Genomic DNA, 1,032 nt, shown 5'->3' with positions numbered 1-1,032 from the left:
CCGAAGCTGCCGCTTGGCGCACTGACGTTACCTGCCGCGTCGGTCGCGGTGATGTTCAGGCTGTGGCTGCCGTCTTTCAGTACCGTGTCTGGCGTGAAGCTCCACTTGCCGTGGGCATCAGCCACCACGCTGCCAATCACCTGACCGTTGTCAGAGACAATGACGGTGCTGTTGGCCTCGGCGGTACCGTTCAGGGTCGGGGTGTTGTCGTTGGTGACATCGCCCTTCTGCAGTGGGCCGACGTGCGGCTCGGCGTTGTCCACCACGCTGGTGATCGCCGGTTGTGCCGGTACGGTGATGTCAACGTTGAGATCGTACGACGGGGTACTTGGGGTGGTCTTGTTACCGGCCGCGTCCACCGCCACGATGGTCAACTGGTTGTTGCCTTCCAGCAGTGGTGTGGTTGGCGTCATCGACCAGGTGCCGTCTGCCTGGACTGTCGCGCTACCAATCAGATGGTTGCCCGCGCTGTCTTTGGCATAGACACGGATGGTGTCACCGGCGGTGCCGATACCGCTGATCAGCGGCTGGCTGTCGTCGGTCAGTCCACCGGACACAATGGTGCCCTGCTCGCTGCCCACGCGGTCTTCCACGCCGGTGATCGCCAGGAACTCTGGGCCGGTCGGTGACGCGGTGTAGTCGGTGGTCAGATCGAACGACTCGGATGGTGCACTGGTGTTGCCCGCCTTGTCCGTCGCCGTGGTGGTGATGCTGTGCTTACCTTCCACCAATGACGTGGTCGGGGTAAACGTCCAGGCTCCGTTGTTGTCGGTCGTGACCGAGCCCAACAGGTTACCGTTGTCGTACACCTTGACGATACTGCCCGCTTCGGCCGTTCCGTTGAAGGTCGGGGTGGCGTCGTCGGTCACGCTGCCGCTGCTCAATGGCCCGCGCACGTCGCCCACGTCGTCAATCGCCCCGCCAATCACCGGTTGTGCTGGCGCTTCGGTGTCCACCTTCAGCTCAAACGCCGGGGAGGTCACGCTGTTACCCGCTGCATCTTCTGCGGTCACGGTCAGGCTGTGGTTGCCA

The 1,032-nt window shown here is 63.2% G+C and carries 1 protein-coding gene; it reads right to left on the bottom strand.

Annotated features, from left to right (window positions below; all coding sequences use genetic code 11):
- A partial coding sequence (locus tag AC2A1E_RS24150; protein ID WP_484385866.1) for an Ig-like domain-containing protein occupies positions 1–1,032 on the bottom strand: 1,032 nt, incomplete at both ends.

It is taken from the genome of Serratia sp. HNCC26DJ206 (assembly GCF_057180605.1).
Note: the sequence above shows the minus strand (reverse complement) of the source record. Positions and strands in the feature narration are given on the sequence as shown.